Source organism: Ruegeria sp. BF12 (assembly GCF_056538705.1).
Genome location: NZ_JBQFTP010000002.1, coordinates 480,133 through 495,999, shown reverse-complemented (window position 1 = coordinate 495,999; position 15,867 = coordinate 480,133). Strand labels below are relative to the sequence as shown.

General features: G+C 57.1%; 15 protein-coding genes. 5 read left to right on the top strand and 10 right to left on the bottom strand.

The annotated features are described in order from the left end of the window. Nucleotides 1–146 precede the first annotated feature (146 nt). Complete coding sequence (locus ACR0J0_RS05410) at nt 147–1,688, top strand: helicase HerA-like domain-containing protein (protein WP_480661819.1); 1,542 nt, start codon at nt 147–149, stop codon at nt 1,686–1,688. A gap of 38 nt (nt 1,689–1,726) precedes the next feature. Here ACR0J0_RS05410 and ACR0J0_RS05405 read toward each other — a convergent pair whose 3' ends face one another. The 4 genes from ACR0J0_RS05405 to ACR0J0_RS05390 form a co-directional block, all read right to left on the bottom strand. Next, entirely contained in the window at nt 1,727–1,978 is a 252-nt protein-coding gene (locus tag ACR0J0_RS05405; RefSeq protein ID WP_480661817.1) for a hypothetical protein, read from the bottom strand. Between the two features lie 187 nt (nt 1,979–2,165). Then, entirely contained in the window at nt 2,166–3,479 is a 1,314-nt protein-coding gene (locus tag ACR0J0_RS05400; protein ID WP_480661815.1) for a branched-chain amino acid ABC transporter permease, read from the bottom strand. Continuing rightward, nucleotides 3,476–4,486: a branched-chain amino acid ABC transporter permease gene (locus tag ACR0J0_RS05395; RefSeq protein WP_480661813.1), complete on the bottom strand. Its 1,011-nt coding sequence runs from the start codon at nt 4,484–4,486 to the stop codon at nt 3,476–3,478. Before ACR0J0_RS05395 ends, ACR0J0_RS05400 begins: the two co-directional genes overlap by 4 nt. 236 nt (nt 4,487–4,722) lie before the next feature. Next, entirely contained in the window at nt 4,723–5,097 is a 375-nt protein-coding gene (locus ACR0J0_RS05390) for a hypothetical protein (RefSeq protein WP_480661811.1), read from the bottom strand. Between the two features lie 537 nt (nt 5,098–5,634). Here ACR0J0_RS05390 and ACR0J0_RS05385 point away from each other — a divergent pair. Beyond that, nucleotides 5,635–5,985, top strand: a complete 351-nt coding sequence (locus tag ACR0J0_RS05385; RefSeq protein WP_480661809.1) for a hypothetical protein — start codon at nt 5,635–5,637, stop codon at nt 5,983–5,985. A gap of 521 nt (nt 5,986–6,506) precedes the next feature. Here ACR0J0_RS05385 and ACR0J0_RS05380 read toward each other — a convergent pair. The 3 genes from ACR0J0_RS05380 to ACR0J0_RS05370 all read right to left on the bottom strand — a co-directional run bounded on the left by ACR0J0_RS05380 (nt 6,507) and on the right by ACR0J0_RS05370 (nt 9,431). Then, nucleotides 6,507–7,337, bottom strand: a complete 831-nt coding sequence (locus tag ACR0J0_RS05380) for an ABC transporter ATP-binding protein (protein ID WP_480661807.1) — start codon at nt 7,335–7,337, stop codon at nt 6,507–6,509. Further along, complete coding sequence (locus ACR0J0_RS05375; protein WP_480661805.1) at nt 7,334–8,122, bottom strand: ABC transporter ATP-binding protein; 789 nt, start codon at nt 8,120–8,122, stop codon at nt 7,334–7,336. Before ACR0J0_RS05375 ends, ACR0J0_RS05380 begins: the two co-directional genes overlap by 4 nt. Before the next feature lie 127 nt (nt 8,123–8,249). Beyond that, nucleotides 8,250–9,431 (bottom strand): ABC transporter substrate-binding protein, encoded by a 1,182-nt coding sequence (locus ACR0J0_RS05370; RefSeq protein WP_480661803.1) that lies wholly within the window; start codon nt 9,429–9,431, stop codon nt 8,250–8,252. Between the two features lie 154 nt (nt 9,432–9,585). Here ACR0J0_RS05370 and ACR0J0_RS05365 point away from each other — a divergent pair, with 154 nt between their 5' ends. Continuing rightward, nucleotides 9,586–10,680, top strand: coding sequence for a PQQ-dependent sugar dehydrogenase (locus tag ACR0J0_RS05365; protein WP_480661801.1), 1,095 nt, complete (start codon nt 9,586–9,588; stop codon nt 10,678–10,680). A gap of 7 nt (nt 10,681–10,687) precedes the next feature. On the opposite strand, the gene ACR0J0_RS05360 is transcribed toward ACR0J0_RS05365, so the two are convergent. After that, a complete protein-coding gene (locus ACR0J0_RS05360; protein ID WP_480661798.1) occupies nt 10,688–11,692 on the bottom strand; it encodes a GlxA family transcriptional regulator in 1,005 nt (334 codons plus the stop codon). A 169-nt stretch (nt 11,693–11,861) separates the two neighbouring features. On the opposite strand from ACR0J0_RS05360, the gene ACR0J0_RS05355 reads away from it, so the two are divergent. Further along, on the top strand, nt 11,862–13,232 hold the full coding sequence (locus ACR0J0_RS05355) for a class II 3-deoxy-7-phosphoheptulonate synthase (protein WP_239335189.1): 1,371 nt from the start codon (nt 11,862–11,864) through the stop codon (nt 13,230–13,232). A 154-nt stretch (nt 13,233–13,386) separates the two neighbouring features. On the opposite strand, the gene ACR0J0_RS05350 is transcribed toward ACR0J0_RS05355, so the two are convergent. Next, nucleotides 13,387–13,857: an aminoacyl-tRNA deacylase gene (locus ACR0J0_RS05350; RefSeq protein ID WP_480661796.1), complete on the bottom strand. Its 471-nt coding sequence runs from the start codon at nt 13,855–13,857 to the stop codon at nt 13,387–13,389. Nucleotides 13,858–14,045: 188 nt separating this feature from the next. After that, nucleotides 14,046–14,720: a PAS domain-containing protein gene (locus ACR0J0_RS05345; RefSeq protein WP_480661794.1), complete on the bottom strand. Its 675-nt coding sequence runs from the start codon at nt 14,718–14,720 to the stop codon at nt 14,046–14,048. Between the two features lie 244 nt (nt 14,721–14,964). Here ACR0J0_RS05345 and ACR0J0_RS05340 point away from each other — a divergent pair, with 244 nt between their 5' ends. Further along, a complete protein-coding gene (locus ACR0J0_RS05340) occupies nt 14,965–15,855 on the top strand; it encodes a YicC/YloC family endoribonuclease (protein ID WP_480661792.1) in 891 nt (296 codons plus the stop codon). The last annotated feature ends 12 nt before the right edge of the window (nt 15,856–15,867 follow it).

Sequence of the window (15,867 nt, the reverse complement as noted above, 5' to 3'; positions counted from 1 at the left end):
AAACCGCGCCCGAAGGCGCGGTCAGTCGACAGGGAGGAAAACTGCCGCCCCGCAACCTGAACCACGAGGGCAGCAATTAGACTTTCGCAGGTAAAGGTTAACTTTGTATGCTGGCCGCAGATCGGTGGAAATAAGGCCTTACATTCATGGACGAAAACATCTTTTTGGGCGGTTCTGGCAACGACTACAGCCAACCGCAGTCGCTGACGCTGAAATATGCCAATCGCCACGGCATGATCGCAGGGGCAACGGGGACAGGCAAATCCGTGACATTGCAGATCTTGGCGGAGGGGTTTTCCCAGGCGGGCGTCCCGGTTTTTCTGTCCGATGTCAAAGGCGATCTGTCCGGTTTGGCCAAGGCAGGCAGCCAGAGCCATAAGCTTAATGGGGCGTTTCAGGACAGGGCGCAACGGATCGGATTCTCCGACTACACCTATGCGGCTTGCCCGGTCACGTTCTGGGACCTGTTCGGCCAACAGGGGCACCCCGTCCGTACAACCGTGACCGAGATGGGACCTCTTTTGCTATCGCGCCTGATGGATCTGAGCGAGGCGCAGGAAGGGATTCTGAACATCGCGTTCCGAGTGGCTGACGAGGAAGGATTGCCGTTGCTGGATCTCAAGGACCTTCAGTCCCTGCTTGTCTGGATCGGAGAAAATCGCGCCCAGCTGTCGTTGCGGTATGGGAATGTTTCTACCGCATCAATCGGAGCCATCCAGCGCCGTCTGCTGGTGCTGGAAAATCAAGGGGGCACCAAGCTGTTTGGAGAACCCGCGCTGGAACTGGCCGATTTGATGCGGGTGGACGAAAACGGGCAGGGCGTCGTGAATATTCTGGCTGCCGACAAGCTAATGGGATCACCCCGCCTGTATGCGACCTTCCTGCTTTGGTTGCTCAGCGAGCTGTTCGAGGAATTGCCCGAAGTTGGTGATCCGGACAAACCCAAGCTTGTTTTCTTTTTTGACGAGGCGCACCTTTTGTTCGATGACGCCCCCAAGGTTTTGGTCGACAAGGTCGAGCAGGTCGCGCGTTTGATCCGCTCAAAGGGCGTCGGCGTCTATTTCATCTCGCAAAACCCGGCAGATATTCCCGAGGATATACTTGGTCAGTTGGGCAACCGGGTTCAGCATGCATTGCGTGCGTTCACGGCGCGGGATCGCAAAAACCTGCGTCTTGCGGCGGAAACCTATCGCGAAAACCCTGCCTTCGATACCGAAGAGGCCATCCGCGAGGTTGGCGTGGGTGAGGCGGTGACCTCGATGCTGCAAAAGAAAGGTGTACCGGGGATTGTCGAACGGACCCTGATCCGCCCGCCCGGATCGCAACTGGGGCCGATCACCAAGGCCGAGCGGAAGGCGTTGATGGATGCCTCGGCGATGAATGCGAAATACGGTAAATTGACGGACCGGAAGTCTGCGTTTGAAATCCTTCAAACCCGCGCCGATGCAGCAGCGCAGGCCGCCGCTGAGGCCGAAGAGCAGTTGGAAACCAAATCAACCGCAGAACGGGAATTCGCGACCGCAAGACGCTATTCCGGCAGTCGGGTCGGGCGGTCATCCTCGCGTGTAATGCGCAAGAAAGACACGTTTGCCACCGCGATGAGCGAGGCCGTGATCAAAGAGCTGAAAGGAACAACCGGCCGCCGCATCGTGCGTGGCATTCTTGGCGGTTTGTTCAAAGCCAGATAAGGGCTGTCGGGCAGGAGTATTCTTGCCCGACGCTTATCCTACTTCAGACGACGCTGACCTTCTTGCCGGCAATAGGCATCCGCCTCGGGAACTGACATCTTGGTCGCCGGGAAGTTGATTGCTCGATCCCAGGTTACGCGGTCCTGACGGTACAGCTGACAAGTGACCTCGCCTTTGGGCGTTTGGACTTTGACCGGCGTCGTCTCCAGATCTTCCGGAGAGGGAATACACCCCGCCACAGCGAACAGCAGCGGGACAAAAAGGATCGTTTTGGTGAGGGAAGTATTCATGTGCACTCTTCTTATACTCGTAGATTTCCCGAATGATCGCGGGCCAAGGGTCAAATTAGCGTAAATACTGGCCAAAAAGAGGGCTGGATCATGGCGGTACTGAGGGTCGTCTAATCTGAACGCCTCATGAAATCAAGAAACCGCGCCAAAGAGTTAGCGCGGTTTCGAGAATTGATGGCCTGTGATCTTACTTTTCGGGGATCAAACCCCGTGGGCTGAATCTGAGCACGATCAGCAAAATAAGACCCATCGTGAACAGGCGCATATGCGCAGCGCTTTCGATCAGATGCGACTTGAGCGCGCTGCCATCCGGCATGCTTGCGGTGATCAGGTTCATGAACCACAAGCCCATCGGCTCGACCTGAACCCACAGGAACCAGATCAGGAATGCGCCCAGAACGGCACCAAAGTTGTTGCCGGACCCACCTACGATCACCATGACCCAAACGAGGAAGGTAAACCGCAGGGGGTTGTAGGTGCCGGGGGTAAGTTGCCCGTCCAGCGTTGTCATCATCGCGCCAGCGATTCCGCAGATGGCCGAGCCGAGCACGAAAATCTGCAGGTGACGGCGGGTGACGTCCTTGCCCATGGCTTCGGCTGCGACTTCGTTGTCGCGGATGGCGCGCATCATGCGGCCCCATGGGCTTTTGAGCGCCATCTGTGCCATCCACAACAGGACAAGCAGAACGATCATGAACAGCAGCGAGTAGCCCAGCTTGACCGAAAGGGTCGACGCGATAACTGGGTCCAGCCCAAACCAGTCCGCCCGGGCAATAAAGTTGGGGTCGTTCTGCAGTTCGACTTCGTATCCAACGACAGGCGAGGGGCGCGGGATGCCGTAGACGTTCTTGACGCCGCGGGCCAGCCAGTCCTCGTTTTTCATGATCGCGATGATGATTTCGGCAATGCCAAGCGTCGCAATCGCCAAATAATCCGAACGCAAGCCAAGGGCCGTTTTACCGATCAGCCACGCAGCACCAGCGGCCAGCAGACCACCAGCAGGCCAGGCGAGCAACACCGGCAGGTTCAAGCCGCCAAGGTTGCCTTCCACGGCGGGATTGATTGCCTCGACAGCTGCCGCACTAGGGTCGAAGACCGCGCGATAGATGAAAAAGCCAACGATCAGGATGGCGATGCTCGATAGTGTCCGCACGCGCCCCTTTGGCATTTTCTGCGCAACCAGCACGGCCGCAACAACCGTCGCAGCGCCCAACAGCAATGCCAAAACGATACCGTATCCGCCTGAGGACCATGCTCCGGCTGTCGGAGGTGTCGAAACCAGCACAACCGCCAGACCGCCCAGCGCAACAAAACCCATGACACCAACATTGAACAGGCCGGCAAATCCCCATTGCAAGTTGACGCCGATGGCCATGATGGCCGAGATCAGCCCCATGTTCAGGATCAGGATCGCTGCGTTCCAGCTTTGGGTAAATCCGGTCAGCAGGATCAATCCAGCTACAACCACGAAAAGCAGCGTGTTTTTGACGGACTCGGTCATACCGCTTTCCCTTTAAACAGACCCGTAGGTTTGAACAGAAGCACGATCAGCAGGATGACAAAGCTGACGGCGAATTTGTAATCGGTGGACAGGAACTGGACCAATCCGGATGGTTCGAGGCCCTCGGGCGCAACGTATGTCAGCACTTTTTTCCACGCATAGGTGATCGTCACTTCGGAAAACGCGATGATGAACCCGCCTGCGATCGCGCCGAGCGGGTTGCCGAGGCCACCAACGATGGCAGATGCAAAGATCGGCAGCAGCAGCTGGAAATAAACGAAGGGCTTAAAGCTCTTGTCCAGCCCGTACAACACGCCAGCCGTGGTCGCCAGAGCTGCCACGATGATCCAAGTGATCATCACGACGCGTTCGGGGTTGATCCCCGAGAGCAGCGCCAGATCCTCGTTATCGGAATACGCGCGCATCGACTTGCCGGTACGCGTCTTGTTCAGGAACCAGAATAGCAGCGCCACGGCGACTACGGCGACGACCACGGTGATACCCTGAGAGGTCTTGATCGCAAGCCCTTCGCGCAGACCGGTCATTGCCTTGAAATCGCGAGCGGAAACAATGAATCGCGCGCCGTCTGAGAACCGCTGATCATCCGGCCCGATGACGAACCGCACAAGGCCGTTCATGATGAACATCACACCCATTGAGACGATCACAAGGATCACCGGCTTGGCCTTTTGCTCCCGATAGAACCGATACACCAGACGGTCGGTGATCAGCACCAGAACGATGCAGCCCAGTATCGCAAAGGGCAGGGCCAGCAGGGCGGTGGGCAGCGGGCCAAAACTTACCCCGGCGGCTTGCAGGCCCCAGGTGACCAGCACAGCAATCATCGCGCCAAAGGCCATCGTGTCACCATGGGCAAAATTCGAAAACCGCAGGATGCCGTAGATGAGGGTGACCCCCAGCGCCCCAAGAGCCAGCTGACTGCCGTAAGCAACCGCAGGCACGATGACAAAGTTTGCCAGCGCGACTAACGCATTCAATAAGTCCATTTGATCGTCTCGTTCTTTCGGGTGCGGCTTTATGGCATGCGTTTCGCCATATGCACAATCATTCCCGTGCGTTTTCTGACGGTAATTGGGGAAATTTCTGACCCGAAAACCACAATGTCAGCAACAGTTGCAATACCAGCGCCAACAGGGGTGTCTTTAAGAGGGTTCAGGTGGGGTCAGACCCGCCTGAACCTTTTGCCAATTTAGCCGGTATTGCGGAATTAAAGCATACCTAATCAGTTTACGGCGCAGGTGCCACGCTCATTGCGGCTGTTGGCGCCCGTCGCCCGGATTGCCAGAGCACCAGAAGTGTTGTTGACCGTGTAACCGATGCTACCCCCCTTGGCGAGCTGAAGGAATTCATTCGCACCGAGACCTTTGAAAACGTGCACTTCGGTCACTTCACCATCAACGCTCACAGTTCCCTTGGATTCGCCCTCGATGCGTTTCAGTGTGATCTTGGTGGGCGTGGCAAGAGGACTGCATTTACCGGACTTGCAAACCTCTTCAATCTGACACTCGTAAACAAACTCAGCTCCCGGCGTTTTCTGCGTTGTAGCCTGCGCAGCAGCGGGCAGGATCAAGGCAGCAAGAGCGGCCAGATGTTTCATAAAAGCTCTCCTAAAAGATGTTGGCCGATGGATCGGTCCGGTCGTGGTCAAAACGGACCTTCGAAGGCCCGGTTTCCGCGCCTGACTAGGCTGCGAAAATGGCGAGAATTGATCTTTCCGGGGTCAGAATTCTGAAGGGCAAAATTTATTGTGACCGGTGTCTGCAAAAATTGTGCATTGAAAAAACAGGATTAATTTCTTGCGGGCCGTCCGGTGACAGACGAGCATTACTGGTTCTGCCATGTTTCAGCCACATTGAAGCGCGGCGGATGTAACGTAAGCAGAATCTCTTTGTCACGAACCTGAAACAAGCGGAATCGTCTGAAGTGCCATTTCCTGAGAAACAAGGAGTTTCGGGCAGCGGTCGGTCTCACGCAACCTCAAGATGGAGTGATCCACCCGGAACTCGGCTTTGATCTCAACAGGATATCCCTAGTTTTCCAGAACGGCTCGCTCGGACTTGCGAAGCCCAAAGTACGGAATACGGATCGCGTTGCGATGTAAACCCAACGGGTCCGGGGAACAGAAAGGCAAGAAATGAAAAACGTGGCAATTTTGCTTTTGGGGTTGGCAGTGCCCAGTGTTGCGGCAGCTCAGAACGATCCTCTGAACGGAGAGGATTTCGTGGTGAACTGTACCTCGGACAGCACAGGTGGCGCGGTGACACTGGCGCGGTCGGGGGCAACGGATAAAGGTTTCATCGTGACGGATGAGGTCAAAGGTGAGGCCACGATCATTGGCGGGCTGAACTCGCTGACGTTCCTGCACATCAAAGACAAGGATGTGATTACCTTTGTCGTCGATTTTGAGAGCCTGAACTATGACATGTCAATCAAAGGTCCACATGCCGCGCAGGACTTTGGGTCTTGTGGTGATCCGATTGGGTGAGCGATCCCAAGCATCAACGCGGTGAAAACAGGGCTAAAAGCGGAACGTCCTGTTTTCCTTCTTCTTGGATTGGTTGGGAAGACAACCATGCGAGCAAGTTGAAACGAAAACGGAGAGCGGTATCAGGCGTTTTGTGGCTAGTACTAATTTGATCCGCCGAAGTTAGGACATTGTCCGTGCCACTGGGAAGTAACGAACTCTCCGAACATTGCTGTATGCCGAGAGTGAACGGCTGTCCCATCTTCCAACACGGACGTGGATTGAACTATTCCGCTCCCCGCGGGTTCAACGAAAGAAAAAGCTAGATCACCGGAAAGCGGCATGACCAGAACCAGATCTAAATTCCCTTGCATGTATGCTTGGCCTTGGTCGTCTAAAAAGAAAGTTAAGTTCATTTCCTTTCTTTCGCATCCTCCGGCTCGAGTGCACTCAGTATTGAACTTACAAACGAAGGATGTTGCTTGCGCTGCTAACATGCTGAGGCATCAACAATAGAAGCGCCGCTGTTGCTCTTCGCATCCTCAGCCCCCTAGGAAACTCTTCCGGACTTCTGGATCAGCCAACAGCTCCTTGCCCGTACCGGTATAGGCATTCCGCCCCTGAACCAGCACGTATCCCTTGTCCGCGATCTCCAGCGCCTGGCGGGCGTTCTGTTCAACCATCAGGATCGGCAGTCCGGTGCGAGAAACCTCGATGATCCGGTCAAACAGTTCATCCATCACGATGGGCGAAACACCTGCGGTCGGTTCATCCAGCATCAACACCTTGGGCTGTGTCATCAGCGCGCGACCGACGGCGACCTGTTGGCGCTGGCCACCCGAAAGCTCTCCGGCAGGCTGGTTGCGTTTGTCGCGCAGGATGGGGAAGAGATCATAGACCTGCTCCATCGTCTGGCTGATGTCGTCGCGCCGGATGAAAGCGCCCATCTCAAGGTTTTCTTCAACCGTCATCGACGTGAAGATGTTCGAGGTCTGCGGCACGAATCCCATGCCGCGGATCACGCGATCCTGCGGGGTGAGGTTGGTGATGTCCTCACCATCCAGCCGCACCGCGCCCGAGCGGACATCAAGCATGCCGAACACCGCCTTCATAGCGGTCGATTTGCCAGCTCCGTTGGGGCCCACGATGACCGCGATCTCACCTTTGTCGACGGCGATGGTGCAGTCGTGCAGGATGTCCGGCCCTTTGCCATAGCCGCCGGTCATGGTGTCGCCGATCAGAAAGGGGCCGCCTTCAACTCTGTGCGTTTTGCCGCTTTTCGTGTGCGCAGGCGTCATGGTGCCAACCCCGTGGGTATTGGTGATCGAGGCGTCCTTGTTGCCCTTGTCATCCTGATAGGGATTGTCGCTCATGCCCCGGCCTCCAGCTTGTCTTTGTTCTTCAGGCCGGTGCCCAGATAGGCCTCGATCACGTGCTCATTTGCCTTGATCTCGTCCAGAGTCCCCTCGGCCAGCACCTTGCCCTCGGCCATACAGATGACCGGGTCGCAGATCTTGCCGATGAAATCCATGTCGTGCTCGATAACGACGAAAGTATAGCCTCGCTCCTTGTTGAGGCGCAGGATCGTGTCGGCGATGGTCATCAGCAGGGTGCGGTTCACACCTGCGCCGACCTCGTCCAGGAACACGATCTTGGCGTCGACCATCATGGTACGGCCGAGTTCCAGCAGCTTTTTCTGACCACCCGAAACCTGACCCGCCTTGTGGTCGGCCAGATGTTCGATGGTCAGGAACTCCAGCACTTCATCAGCCTTGGCCTTCAAGGCGCGCTCTTCATCGGCGATGCGCTTGCGGCCGAACCATGTGTTCCACAACGATTCCCCGGATTGCGCGCCGGGGACCATCATCAGGTTTTCGCGGCAGGTCATCGACGAGAATTCGTGCGCGATCTGGAATGTCCGCAGCAGTCCCTTGTGGAACAGGTCATGCGGCGGCAGACCGGTGATTTCCTCACCATCCATGAACACCTTACCGCTGGTCGGTGGCAGAACGCCCGCGATCACGTTGAACAGAGTGGTTTTGCCAGCCCCGTTCGGACCGATCAGGCCCGTGATCGAACCTTTTTGGATTTCCAGCGACGCCCCATCCACCGCGTGAAACCCGCCGAAATGCTTGTGCACGTCCTCGACGACGATCATCTTTTCCCCTAGCCGCCGTTTTTCGGCGCTGTTGTCCCATCCCCGTTACAGAGGTGCGGCCTTTTTTCATTGAAACAGCCCGGACACAAGGCCCGGGCTGTTTGATTTTATGACGTTTGATACAGGATCAACGGAAGTTGACGGTTTCGTTCTTGCCGTCGGTCACTTCGATCTCGCGGTACGAACCCGCGCTTTCACCGGGGCCGATCAACTCAACGCCCGATGCGCCGACATAGTCGATGTCCTGACCCGCAGCCAGCAATTCCAGACCTTTAGCCAGTTCGCCCGGATAGATTTTCTCACCCGGAGCGTTGGCAACGTCCATGATTTTGGCGCCGTAGTCAGCAGGGTTGGTCGAACCTGCGGCCTGCATGGCCAGCATGAACAGAGCCGCGGCGTCATAGGATTCAGGCGAATAGGGCGACGATCCGTCAAAGCCTGCAGCCTCGGCCATGGCAAAGTACTTTTCAGCACCTTCACCGCCCGAACCGGCGATCTGACCGAACGAGCCGTTCAGGTCGGGGCCGACGTTTGAAGGCAGCGAGTCACCGATCATACCACCCGGCAGACCGAATGTGTCGAACGCACCGCTGTCCAGCGAGGACTGGATGATGCCCAGACCACCCTGGTCCAGATAACCTGCTACGACCAGAATGTCGCCACCGGCGGATGCCAGCGCGCCGACTTCAGCCGAATAGTCGGCTTTGCCGTCTTCGTGCGCGGCAACGATGGTGACTTCACCGCCGGCTGCTTCGAACGAGGACTGGATCGCGTCTGCCAGACCCTTGCCGTAGTCGTTGTTGGTGTAAGTCAGAGCGATCGAGTTGATGCCGCGGTCCTTCAGGATGTCGGCCATCACTTCGCCTTCACGCGCATCCGACGGAGCGGTGCGGAAGAACAGACCGTTGTCTTCCATGGTCGACAGGCCGGGCGAAGTCGCCGACGGCGAGATCATGACCATGCCGTTCGGAATCGCAACGTTCTGCAGGATCGCGCCGGTCACGCCTGAGCAGTCGCCGCCGATGATTCCGGCAACGCCGTCAGCAATCATGCGTTCGCCGTTCGAAGTCGCCAAACCATTGTCGATGCAGCCGGTGTCAGCGCGCGATGCAGTGACAGTCGAGCCATCCAGCAGTTTGCCGGATTCGGTGACTTCGGCCATCGCCAGTTCTGCGCCCGAACCCATGGCAGGTGCCAGCGATTCAATCGGGCCGGTGAACCCGAACAGAACGCCCAGAGTTACGTCTTCGGCCAGTGCCGGACCGGCCAGCAGAGCGGATGCTGCAGTTGCTGTAAGCAGCTTTTTCATATGGTTACTCCCTAATTGGAACGTATTCGTTCTGCGCACGACCCTAGGCAAGCTGTCTGGAAAAGAAAAGTCCTAACGCAAATGTGTTTTTGTCGGACATAATCCTATTTGTTTTGATGTGTTTGTCGCAGAATTCCGGAACTGGAGATTTATGATGATTAGGGCTGTTGCGATTCTGGTCCTGTCGGTTTTGGCCGCTCCCATCAATGCCGATGTCCTGCAAACCTCAGCCGGTGCGGTGCGTGTCACGTCGATGGTCGAGGGGTTGGATACGCTCTGGGCCATCGGGCTATTGCCTGACGGCGGTATCCTTGTGACCGAACGGGACGGGGAGCTTTTGCTTGTGTCGCAGGGAAACGCCAAACGCGTCGGCGGTGTGCCCAAAGTGGCGGCAAACGGGCAGGGCGGATTGCTGGACATTACTGTCGCCCTGGATTTTGCGCGAACCCGCGAAGTCTTTCTGACCTTTTCAAAGCCCCAAAGAGGCGGGGCTGGCACGGCTGTAGCCGTGGCACGCCTGTCGGAAAATGGGGACCGGCTGAACAACGTACGCGTTATTTTCGAAGCCGTTCCGGGCGGATCTACTGGTCGGCACTTTGGTTCGCGGGTCGTCGAGGCGCAGGACGGGACGCTTTTTGTCACAATTGGCGACCGCGGGGATCGTCCGACCGCGCAGGACAGGTCCAACCACATGGGGACGGTCATTCGCCTAAACCGGGACGGAACGGTGCCCGCTGACAACCCTTTCGTCGGTAAGTCGGGTATTCGGCCCGAAATCTGGTCATATGGACATCGGAACGCGCAAGGCGCAGGGCTGGACGGTCAGGGCCGCTTGTGGATCTCGGAACATGGTGCTCAGGGCGGCGACGAGGTGAATCTGATCCGTCCGGGCCGGAATTACGGCTGGCCGGTGATTTCTTACGGCGTGCACTATTCAGGACAAAAGATAGGCGAGGGCACTTCAAAACCGGGAATGGAGCAGCCAGAGCATTACTGGGATCCCTCCATCGCTCCGTCCGGGCTGATGGTTTACTCTGGTAAGCTGTGGCCGGAATGGAGAGGTGACATCTTCGTCGGTTCCCTCAAATTCGACTATATCGCACGGCTTGAAGGGGCGCCCCTGCGCGAGGTTGAACAGATCAAGGGCCCCGAAACCGAGCGTGTGCGCGACATCGTCGAAGCCGCTGACGGGTCGATCTGGTTTATTTCCGTGGGACAGGGGGCCATCTATCGCATGACCCCCGGATAGGCGCGGATCAGACCGAAAGCCGCCCGCTTTGCGCACCACGCTCTCGGTAGGGCGTGGTGTTGTAATGTGCCCGGTAGCATTTCGAGAAATGACTCGGCGAGGCAAATCCGCAGGCCAGCGCGACGTTGATAACGCTCATATCCGTTTGCATCAGCAGGTTACGCGCTTTGTGCAGTCGCAGTTCCATGTAGTAGCGCTTGGGCGAGCGGCTGAGGTATCGGCGGAACAAACGTTCCAGCTGTCGCGTGGACATACCGACATCCTTGGCCAAAATCGAAGGCGAGATCGGCTCTTCGATATTCTTTTCCATCATCAGGATAACCTGGCTCAGTTTTGGATGCCGCACGCCGATCCGTGTTGGCGTCGACAGGCGCTGCGTATCCTGATCGGTGCGGATCGATGAATAGATCATCTGATCCGCCACCGCATTCGCCAAATCCTCACCAAAGTCGTCGGCAATGATCTTGAGCATCAGGTCAATTGAGGACGTTCCGCCTGCCGTCGTCATCCGGTTGCCGTCGATCTGGAAGACGGATTTTGTCAGTTCGACCTCATCGAATTCCTCGATGAAACTGTCCGAGTTTTCCCAGTGAATTGTGGCGCGCTTGCCGTCGAGCAACCCGGCTTTGGCCAAGGTATAAGCCGCTGTACACAATCCGCCGATGCGCAGTCCGCGACGCGCCTCTCGGCGGACCCAGTTCAGGATTTTCTTGGTTGTCGCCAATTGTACGTCTACGCCGCCGCAGATCAACACAACGTCGTCGCGCTGCAATTCGATGAGGTCAGCATCCAGGCTGAATGTGGTCCCGGCAGAACAACTGACCATCTCACCACCTTCGCCAGCCAGCGTCCATGTATAGAGCTCTTTGTCCGCCATCCGGTTGGCAATGCGAAGACTGTCCAATGCAGATGCAAAAGACAGCAAAGAGAACTTGTCCAGGAGGACAAAGACGAAATGGCGAGGATTGGCCTCAGTGCCGTCCACTGTGACAACTTGGCGTTGCTCTTGCATGGCTTGGTGTCCTTGATTCGGCGCCGTGTTACGTGGCGTCCGGCGTCAGTATTATCAGCCACCATGACCAAAGCTTGTTTCCGACGTCAAGAGGCGCAAAAGGGATATGGTCAGTCTTCATTGCATTTTGTATAGAGACCACCTGACTACTTCAGCGGAGATCAAAGCTATGACCGAATGGCAAAAAACGAACTGGCGCAATAAGCCCCGGGTTCAGATGCCAGAGTATACCGACGCGGCCGCATTGGCCAAAGTCGAGGCTCAGCTTTCACAGTATCCCCCGCTGGTCTTTGCAGGCGAAGCACGGCGTCTCAAGCAACATCTTGGTGCCGCCGGTCGCGGCGAGGCCTTCCTGTTGCAGGGCGGGGATTGTGCTGAAAGCTTTGAACAATTCAGCGCGGACGCGATCCGCGACACCTTCAAGGTGATGCTGCAGATGGCGATGGTTCTGACCTATGGCGCCAAGGTGCCTGTGGTCAAAGTGGGCCGCATGGCGGGCCAGTTTGCCAAACCGCGCAGCGCGCCGACAGAGGTTGTGGATGGCGTGGAGCTGCCCAGCTACCGCGGTGACATCATTAACGAACTGGCGTTCACGCCAGAAGCGCGCATTCCGAATCCCGGAAAGATGCTGCAGGCCTATACTCAGGCAGCGGCCACGTTGAACCTGTTGCGCGCCTTCTCGACCGGTGGTTTCGCCGATATGAGTATGGTGCATTCGTGGACCCTGGGCTTTACCGATGAGCAGGATGTTCAGAAGTACTCGGAAATTGCCGACCGTATTCAGGACACGATCGACTTCATGAATGCTGCTGGCATCACGGCCGATACCACGCATGAGTTCTCGACCGTGGAGTTCTACACCAGCCACGAGAGCCTGCTTCTGGAATATGAAGAGGCGCTGACCCGTCTTGATTCGACCTCCGGCAACTGGTTGGCTGGCTCGGGTCACATGATCTGGATCGGCGACCGTACGCGTCAGCCGGACGGCGCACATGTCGAATTCTGCAGCGGCGTGCTGAACCCAATCGGCCTGAAATGTGGTCCGACCACGACCGCCGAAGACCTAAAGGTTCTGATGGCCAAGCTGAACCCGGAAAACGAAGAGGGTCGCCTGACCCTGATCGCACGGTTCGGTGCAGGCAAAGCAGGTGAGCATCTGCCGCGTCTCGTCAAGGCTGTGAAGGAAGAAGGCGCAAAAGTCACTTGGGTCTGCGATCCAATGCATGGCAACACGATCAAGTCGGCGACCGGGTACAAAACCCGTCCGTTCGACTCGGTCCTGCGCGAGGTGCGCGATTTCTTCGGTGTACATCAGGCCGAGGGCACCGTTCCCGGTGGCGTGCATTTCGAGATGACCGGTCTGGACGTCACCGAGTGCACCGGCGGTGTGCGCGCCGTGACCGAAGAAGACCTGTCGGATCGCTACCACACAGCCTGCGACCCGCGTCTGAACGCCTCGCAGTCGCTGGAGCTGGCCTTCCTGGTTGCGGAAGAACTGACCAACCTGCGCCGTGATCGCAACAAGCGCGCGGCCAGCTGATATCAGTTGAAGAGGATTGGCAGGGTGCATGGTAACGCAGTCTGTCCGGTGAGATGCAAAAACCACGAAGACCTGTCGCGATAATCGCGGCAGGTCTTTGATTTTGTAGTGTATTGCCCACTCAATAGTGTCCAACGGCAATCTGTAATGTCTGTTAGTGCATACAGCAGAACGCGCCGTGTTTTACATCCTTCATCATCGTGTCAAAATCCTCGCCGCGCATCTCAATCAGAGTTTTGTGATCTCCCGCCTCAAACCAGATTTTATCAAGCCCGGTTAGGCTGTTGTCAACGACGGTCGGAACATCATAAGCATCACCTACCGGAGGGACTGCTCCGAGGGCGCAATCATCAAACAGATCGCGCATTTCAGATTCCGGTGCCAAACCAAGGCGGCGGTTCATCATTGATTGCAGGGCGGTCAGATCGACCTGATGATTGCTGGGCAGAACAGCCAGCATCGGTCCTTCTTCCATATGAATGAGAACGGATTTGGCCAGGTGATCGCCGGGGACATGCGCCGCTTCGGCGCATTCGCTGGCAGTTGCCGCATATGGGTGCGTGATAGTGTCAAAAGGAAGCCCTTGGGCGTCCAGATGGTGTTTCAAGCGAGTTGCAATAGTCATGGTGCCCTCCGTGTCATCGAAGGCGTCCCGGCCGCAGAACCTGCCACGGTGCGCGCCCAGGGCGCGAATTGGTATGTGAGTTTACATTTTGCGCCTGTTGCGCGGCTCGGGCAAGGGGTTAGGGTCCCTGGCGCAACAAAATACGTTTGGTAGGGTCCGCCATCGGAAAGGCCGGTTTTTTTCGGCTTTCAATCCTTGCGGGACACGACCAGCCGCAGATGCGACCCAGGTCGTTTGAATTGCCTTTGCTCTTCCGCAAAACCGGCTTCAACGGGTTGGGGCTGCGGTTTCGGCACCTGCACGTCCGAAACGGGACGTAAGTTGATATCCGAAATAGTGAACCGCCGGGGCGTAGCGCCAATTGTGCCGTCGCTGACCATGACGCCCAGGATCCGGCTGACATCGCCCAGGTCGCTTTTTAGCGGCAGCAGGATCATTCGCGCCTGCAGTTGAACGCGGCCAAGTTTGCCCGACGATTCAAGGCTCAGGTTTGCGATCGCTGGCTGGGCGAAGACCTGCTCTAGAACGTTCTTGACCTGATCGCGCACTGCGGGTTCGAAAAAGGCGGTCAGGGGCATGCCGCGAACTTCCATTCCGGCAAGTTTGTTCAAATGGCTGCCTGCCAGACGAAACCTTGCCAGACCAGGGGCGATGCGTTCCAGAACAAACGTGTATTCCAGAATGTTCTCAAGCCCGCGCGGGTCGATTTGCGAACGCATGGGAACGTCGTCACCTGACAAGAGCGCCGTCCAATACGCCTCGGCCTGTCGGATGGGCGAGAGGCTGCGCCCGCTGTCAAAACGATCCATAGCGACGATCTTTCCAAAACTTGACCCGGAACCGTTCCCGAAAAAGGTTTTCATTTTCATCACCCTGGCGTCTATCGACCGTCATTTTCATAAAATGCGAAATACCGGGGACTTCTTTCAGAGACCAGCCTTCGCAATGGTAAGATAGACGCGGGTTGATTCAATTTTGGAGCAAATCTTTAACGAATGGTTAATGACTGGCGCACAAAGGCAGAGTCAGCAAACACTTGCCCTGTGTCCATTGTTGGCATTAGGTGCGCTCAGCAAACGGGATCGGGCAGCTTTAGGAAGGGCAGGCATGATAAAATCCATGACCGGATTCGCCTCGGGTAAAGGGGCGTTTGGACCTCATAGCTGGACGTGGGAGTTGCGTAGCGTGAACGGCAAAGGGCTGGACATGCGTCTGCGTGTGCCCGAGTGGCTTACCGGGCTTGAGGCCGCGTTGCGGGCCGACATGTCGAAACAGCTGAGCCGAGGCAATGTCACGCTGTCCTTACGTCTGAGCCGCGATGAATCCGAACCAGACATGGTGTTGAATGAGGTGGCGATGGGCGCGGTTCTGGACGCCGTGGCGCGGACGCAAGAGATGGCCGCTGCGCGGGCGGTATCCCTGGCCCCATCCACAGCCGCTGATCTGATTTCCCTAAAGGGGATGATGGACGCAGGCAGTGACGTGGATGATCCGGCACCGCTGGTCGCGCACCTGACCTCAGAATTTGCCGGGTTGTTGTCCGATTTCATCGAGATGCGTCAAACCGAGGGGCGCGCGCTTGCCGCCGTTCTGGATGAGCAGCTTGATCAGGTCGCCACGCTGACCGCTCAGGCGGCAAAGTTGGCAGAACAGCGCAAGGACAAGATGGCCGAAGCGTTGCGCGATAACTTGGCGCGTGTGCTGGACAACGCCCAAGGGGCTGACCCCGACCGCGTCGCGCAAGAACTGGCGCTAATTGCTGTCAAAGCGGATATCACCGAAGAGATCGACCGCTTGAAGGCGCATGTTGTGGCCGCGCGGGATCTGTTGGCGCAAGGCGCACCGGTCGGGCGCAAGCTGGATTTCCTGATGCAGGAGTTCAACCGCGAGGCCAATACGCTGTGTTCGAAAGCACAAAGCGCCGACCTGACGGCGGTTGGTCTTGAGTTGAAGGCCGTAATAGATCAGATGCGCGAGCAAGTGCAGAACGTGGAATAACGACAGGAGCGC